This window comes from Streptomyces luteolifulvus (assembly GCF_008806595.1).
Lineage (GTDB): Bacteria > Actinomycetota > Actinomycetes > Streptomycetales > Streptomycetaceae > Streptomyces > Streptomyces luteolifulvus.
The window spans coordinates 1-6,401 of record NZ_VZRB01000081.1 but is presented as its reverse complement, the minus strand read 5'-3'; the positions used below and the strand labels follow the sequence as shown (position 1 = coordinate 6,401).

Annotated in this window: 5 protein-coding genes and 1 pseudogene; 4 read left to right on the top strand and 2 right to left on the bottom strand. The window is 66.8% G+C overall.

The annotated features are described in order from the left end of the window. On the bottom strand, positions 1-620 hold a 620-nt coding region (locus F7R91_RS41515), incomplete at its 3' end, for an FCD domain-containing protein (protein WP_150959031.1). Between the two features lie 135 nt (positions 621-755). On the opposite strand from F7R91_RS41515, the gene F7R91_RS41510 reads away from it, so the two are divergent. Genes F7R91_RS41510 through F7R91_RS41495 form a run of 4 tightly spaced genes read left to right on the top strand, consistent with a single transcriptional unit; the run spans position 756 to position 5,530 of the window. Continuing rightward, a complete protein-coding gene (locus F7R91_RS41510) occupies positions 756-1,610 on the top strand; it encodes a fumarylacetoacetate hydrolase family protein (protein ID WP_150959029.1) in 855 nt (284 codons plus the stop codon). A 22-nt stretch (positions 1,611-1,632) separates the two neighbouring features. After that, the gene (locus tag F7R91_RS41505) at positions 1,633-2,571 is read left to right on the top strand and encodes a VOC family protein (protein WP_150959028.1); all 939 of its coding nucleotides are present in this window, start codon (positions 1,633-1,635) and stop codon (positions 2,569-2,571) included. Continuing rightward, positions 2,568-4,589: an acetoacetate--CoA ligase gene (locus tag F7R91_RS41500; RefSeq protein WP_150959026.1), complete on the top strand. Its 2,022-nt coding sequence runs from the start codon at positions 2,568-2,570 to the stop codon at positions 4,587-4,589. The genes F7R91_RS41505 and F7R91_RS41500 overlap by 4 nt, the downstream gene beginning before the upstream one ends. Next, entirely contained in the window at positions 4,589-5,530 is a 942-nt protein-coding gene (locus F7R91_RS41495; protein WP_150959024.1) for an alpha/beta fold hydrolase, read from the top strand. Before F7R91_RS41500 ends, F7R91_RS41495 begins: the two co-directional genes overlap by 1 nt. 60 nt (positions 5,531-5,590) lie before the next feature. Here the strand turns inward: F7R91_RS41495 and F7R91_RS41490 are convergent. Further along, a pseudogene (locus F7R91_RS41490) lies at positions 5,591-6,079 on the bottom strand (transposase); the annotation flags it as partial. Between the last annotated feature and the right edge of the window lie 322 nt (positions 6,080-6,401).

Here is a 6,401-nt window from a genome sequence, read left to right as displayed (position 1 = left end):
TCGCTGAGACTGACCGCGAGGTCGGCGTCGCGGCCGACGGTGGCCTCCATGATCGCGCGGTGCTCGGCCTCGATGTCGCGATGCGTCCGGTGACTCTCAGGAGTCGACCAGCAGCGGTAGACCTCCGAGATCGACCGGAGGCGTGCAGCCGCTTCGTAGAGGTAGCGGTTCCCGCAGCCGGCGAGGATCGCGAGATGGAACGCCTCGTGCGCGACGAGCCAGTCCTCGCTGATCTCGACGCCGGTGCTCGCGCGGCCGATCCGCTCGAGCGCGTGGTGCTTGGCGACGACTTCCGACTCCCACGTGATGGCGCCGCGTGCGACGGCCTCGCGGATCACGAAGGTTTCGATGGCGACACGCGCTTCGGTGAGCTGGGTGAGATTGTGCACGGAAACATCCACGACGCGGAACCCGAGCTGTGCCTCGGAGGTCGCCAGACCCTGCTCGACGAGCCGGGGCAACACCTCACGAAGCACTCCGCTGCTGACGTTGTAGCGTGCGCCCAGCTCGGCGAAGCCGAGCTTCGACGCGGGGGCAAGACGTCCGTTGAGGATGTCCGAGCGGAGTCGCTGCAGCACCTCGTTGGAGCGCGTGGTCGTCGCGGATCCAGTTCGAGCCATGTCACCGAACTATAGCCGGTGGTGTCGACAAATGTTGGGCGAACGGCCGGTGGGGCAAAATTGCGAAATACTATTGACATCTCGAATCTAGCTTGGTTGTGTGAGCGTACTACAGAACGGAAGGTGAGCCACACGATGCGCATCGCGACGAGGGCAGGGCGAACGGTTCTGGTGTCGCCCGACTCCGCCACCGTGGTCGACCTCGCGAAGGCGAGCGAGGGGGCATTCGGGCCTGACCCTCGGCAGGTCTTCGACGCCTGGGAGGAACTGGTTAGCTGGTACGGAGCCGCCACCGTCGACTTCGTCGCGGGCGACCGGTACGAGTTCAGCGAGCTCGAGGCGCCTTCGCCCGACCCCCGGCAGGTTTTCGCGATCGGACTGAACTACCGTGATCACGCCGACGAGTCAGGCCTCACCTACCCCGAGAAGCCGACCGTGTTCACCAAGTTCCTCGGCAGCTTCGCCGGGCCGGCAGGGGACCTCGCTCTGGCGGGGGAGACGGTCGACTGGGAGGCCGAGCTAGTCGTCGTGATCGGCAAGCCGACGCGCTACGTCGCGGCCGAGGACGCCTGGTCGCACGTCGCCGGGCTTACCGTCGGGCAGGACTTCTCCGAGCGCACCTTCCAGCTGACAGGGCCTGCGCCGCAGTTCTCGCTCGGCAAGTCCTTCGTCGGCTTCGCCCCGCAGGGCCCGTGGCTGGTCACTCCGGACGAACTGCCGGACCCCGACCGGCTTTCCATCACCTGCACCGTCAACGGCGAGACCGTGCAATCCGGCTCGACCGATCAGTTGATCTTCCCGGTTTCGACGCTGATCTCGCACCTGTCGTTCGTGCTGGAACTCTCCCCGGGCGACGTGATCTTCACAGGCACGCCATCGGGTGTGGGTGGTGCCCGCAAGCCACCGTGGTTCCTCAGGGAGGGTGACGTCGTCGAGACTACCATCGAGGGCATCGGCACGATGCGTCACGTGTGCGTCAAGGCGCAGTAACCGAGCAAGGGCAGGGACTGCAATGGCACTGCACCGACTGACCGGGATCACCATGGGTGTGCCCGACGTCATAACGACGGCAGCGTACTACACCGAATTCGGGTTGACGCCCACCGCATCGGAGGGCAGCAACCAGATCGCACGCTTCGGCACCCAGGATGGTGGCGAGCAGCTCACCCTCAAGCGCACGGACCTGCGGCGGCTGCTCGAACTGGGAGTCGGCGTCGACGAGCCCGACGACCTCGACCGCGTCGCCAGCAGCCTGCGGCGGCTCAGCCTCACCTACGAGCGGACCGATGTCGCCATCACGGCCGTCGACCTCGGCACCGGCGTGAAGGTCAATGTCTCGATCGCTCCCCGTATCGAGTCCCGGCCCGCCCGGGAGCCGAGCTACAACGCGCCCGGCCGGACCGTACGCACCAACGAGCGGGCCGACGGCGTCACGCGAGAGGGCCCGGTCAAGCCGCGCAAGCTCGGCCACGTCGTGCTGGGCTCGACCGACTACGAGGCGTCGGAGCGCTTCTTCATCGAGGGCATCGGATTCAAGGTGAGCGACCTCGTCTCCGACGTTGCCGCCTTCATCCGCTGCTCGTCCGACCATCACAACGTGCTCATCCAGCGGGCGCCGGTGTCGTTCCTCCACCACACCTCGTGGATCGTCGACGATGTCGACGAGATCGGCCGCGGAGCCCGCAACATGCTCGCCGCGGAACCCGCGCGCCACGTCTGGGGGCTTGGCCGGCACACCGTCGGCTCGAACTTCTTCTGGTACCTCAAGGATCCTGCCGGCAACTTCTCCGAGTACAGCTCCGACATCGACTGCATCGTCGACGACGCGTTGTGGAAACCAGAGGTGTGGGAGGGTGTGCGGGCGATGTACGAGTGGGGTCCGCCGCCACCGCCGTCCTTCCTCGCTCCCGACGACCTGGCCGAGCTGATGGCCGGTGCGCACACCTCATGAGCGAACTCTTCTCCGCCGACGGACTGGCTGAGGCCCCCCTGGCCCAAGGGAGCAGGCTCGCCGAGTTCGCCGCTCGTGCCGCGCAGCGGTACGGCATCGTCCTGGACGACTACTGGCAGCTGCACGAGTGGTCGATCACCGAGCCGGAGCAGTTCTGGGCCGAGGTCTGGGACCAGTTCGGCGTCGTCGCATCGGCGCCGTACCGGTCGGTCCTTGCCCGCCGCACCATGCCGGGAGCCACGTGGTTCGAGGGAGCTCGCCTCAACTACGTCGACCAGGTGATGCGGTTCGCCGACCGACCCGGTGCGGCGTTGGTCTCGATCGCCGAGGACGGCGGGCGCAGCGAGCTGAGTTGGCCCCAGCTGCGGTCGGCCGTCGCCAGCTTCGCCTCGGCACTGCGCTCCATGGGCGTCGAGCAGGGGGACCGGGTCGTCGGATACCTCCCGAACGGGCAGGAATCCGTCATCGCCTTCCTCGCTGCGGCCTCGCTCGGCGCGACGTGGGCGGGGTGCGCCCCCGACTATGGAGTCTCGGCAGCCGCCGATCGCCTGCAGCAGCTCGAGCCGACGGTACTGGTGGCCGCCACGGCGTACAGTTTCGACGGCAAGGTCAGGGATCGCCGAGAGGAGGTCTTCGCCCTCGTCGGCCGGCTCGGCGTCCGCGCGGTCGTCACCGTTCCCCGCGCCGGACTCGATGTCGAGCATGCCGCGTACGGTTCGGTACGGCACGAGCGCTGGGACGACGTCTGCTCCCCCGACTCGGCAGAGCAACTCGTCACCGCGCAGGTGGCCGCGGACCATCCGCTGTGGGTGCTCTTCTCATCCGGTACGACAGGAATCCCGAAAGGGATCGTGCACGGTCACGCCGGTGTGGTCGCGATGAGCCTCGCGGCGTCGGCCCTGCAGGTGGACATAGGTCCGGGTGACACGTTCTTCTGGTACACCACGACGAACTGGATGCTGTGGAACAGCGTCGTCTCCACCTTGCTGTCCGGGGTCACGGCGGTCACCTATGAAGGTGGCCCGTTCTTCCCGACGGCCGATCGACTGTGGCAGATCGTCGCCGATGAGCGCGTCACCGTGTTCGGCACCAGCCCGGGCCACCTCCTGGGGTGCGCGTCCCAAGGACTGAAGCCGAACGAGCACCACGAGTTCCCCCAGCTCGAACAGATCATGGTCAGCGGAGCGCCGGCACCCGCCTCGCTCTACCAGTGGGTAGCCGATGCGGTCTCGCCGTCGGTGCCGTTGATCTCAAGCAGCGGTGGCACGGACGTGGTCGGCGCGTTCGTCAGCGGGGCACCTCCGCTCCCGGTCGTCCCCGGTGAGATCCCCGGCCCGGTGCTCGGCACGGCGGTGGAGGCCTTCGACGAGAACGGGGCACCGGTCCGCGACGAAGTGGGCGAGCTGGTGGTCACGCTTCCGATGCCGAGCATGCCTGTCAGGTTCTGGAACGACCCGGACGGGTCCAAGTACAGAGCCGCGTACTTCGAGACGTTTCCGGGCGTCTGGCGCCACGGTGACTGGGTGACGCACACGAGTCGGGGTTCGCTCGTGGTGCACGGAAGGTCCGACTCGACCCTCAATCGCAACGGCGTGCGCATCGGGTCGGCTGATCTCTACCAGATCATCGAAGGTTCGGGCGGTGTCGCGGAGGCGATGGTGATCGGAGTCGAGCGCCCGAACGGCAGCTACCGGATGCCGATGTTCCTCGTGCCGCACGCTGGACAAGTCATCGACGAAGCGGAGATCGGCCGACTCCGGCAGAAGCTACGCACAGAGGGATCACCGCGCCACGTGCCCGACGAGTTCCATGTGGTCGAGGCGGTCCCGCACACCAAGACCGGCAAGAAACTCGAGGTTCCGATCAAGCGCATCCTGCAAGGCGCTCGCGCCGAGGACGTGCTGAGCGAGGGCGCGATCGATCGCCCCGACGTGATCGCGTCCTACGTCGCGCTGGCCAAGCGCTGGGACGCCGAAGACGCCGACAACCCCGAGCCTGGCAAGAGAAGGAGAGACTGATGGTCGGAAACCCTGCGGAGCGCAACGTGTTCGTCCCGCACGCCTTTCCCGAGAAGCAGGTCGATCTCGGGGAGATCACCATGAACTATGTGGAGGCAGGCTCTCCTGAGAACCCGGCTCTGCTTCTCCTTCCGGAGCAGACGGGGTCGTGGTGGAGCTACGAGCCGTCGATCGGGATGCTCGCTGAGAGCTTCCACGTCTTCGCCGTCGATATGAGGGGCCAGGGTCGCAGCACCTGGACCCCGCGGCGATACAGCCTCGACAACTTCGGCAGCGACCTCGTCAGGTTCATCGCACTCGTCGTCGGCCGCCCGGTCATCGTCTCCGGCTGTTCCTCGGGTGGCGTGATGGCGGCCTGGCTGTCGGCGTACTCCATGCCGGGCCAGATCCGCGGTGCGATCTGCGAGGACGCTCCGCTGTTCGCCTCCGAGCTGGTCCCCGCGTTCGGCCACGGCGTTAGACAGCACGAGGTTGGCACCATGTTCCAAATGTGGAACCGGCACCTCGGCGACCAGTGGTCGGTCGGTGACTGGGCGGGCCTCATGAAGGCGATCGACGACTCCCCGTCCGCGATCACCTCGGCGATGCTGTTCCCTGACCCCTCGCAGCCCACGCAGGCCATGAAGGAGTACGACCCCGAGTGGGCGCGCTCCTTCTACGACGGCACCGTGGCCGTGAACTGCCCGCACGACACCATGCTGAAGCAGGTGAAGACCCCCGTACTGATCACTCATCACCAGCGCCACGAGGATCCGGAGACCGGCGTCCTGGGCCCCGGGGCGCTCTCGGCTGCTCAGGCGATGAGAGCCAAGCAGCTGATCGAGTCCGCCGGCCAGCGATGCGACTACCAGGACCACCCGACGGCGCTCCACATGATGCACCAGTTCGATCCTGAGCTGTTCACGAAGGTTGTCGTGGAGTGGGCGGAAACGCTGAACTGAGCCGTCCGACCTGCGGCGGCGGCACCTACGAGTTCGTCGCCCAGTGTTCTGGGTCGGCAATTAACTGGCGAGGCGTTCGAGGATCTCGTCTGCGGTCTTCGTCCAGAGGTAGGGCTTCGGGTCGGTGTTCCATGCGGCGCAGTTGCGAATGTCTATCTCCAGGGCTTGGACGGACCTGTGAAGCCGTATCTGCTTGTTGGCCAGTTCGGCGAACCATCGCTCGACGAGGTTCAGCCAGGACGGGCCGGTCGGTGTGAAGTGCAGATGGAACCGGGGGTGAACCGGCAGCCACTTCTTGATCGCGGGGGTGGCGTAGTTGTCGCGGATGAGGTGGACATCCAGGTCGGCGGGCACCTGTTTGTCGAGCTCGATGAGGAACTTCTTGAACTCCTCAGCCCGATGTCTGCGGTGCAGGGAGCCGATCACTGTGCCGGTGGCGACCTCGAGGGCGGCGAACAGGGTGGTGGTGCCGGCGCGGACGTGGTCGTGGGTCGCCCGCTCGGGAACCCCGGGCATCATCGGCAGCACGGGCCGGGTTCGCTTGTGCGCGATCCCGGCCGCGGCCAAAGCGGGCCAGCCGCAGCTGTCCGGCCTCGGTCAGGGGTGCATTACGGTGGGGCATGAGGGCCTTCTGTCGTTCGGTGGAGATGTCGCAATCCACACCGAACCCGGAAGGCCCTCACCCGTTCAAGACGCCTCAGCCGAGACCTGCATCACCCGTCCGCAACCTCCCCGGGCAGAACACCTAGTGCTGCTCCGCGTTAGTTCGTGGAGGGTGGTGTGGTCCAGGCGGTGGGGTCGTTGAGGTAGAGGCCGCAGGCACAGTCGAGGGCTTCTTCGGGTGAGCCGAATGGCAGGCCGGTGGGCAGGA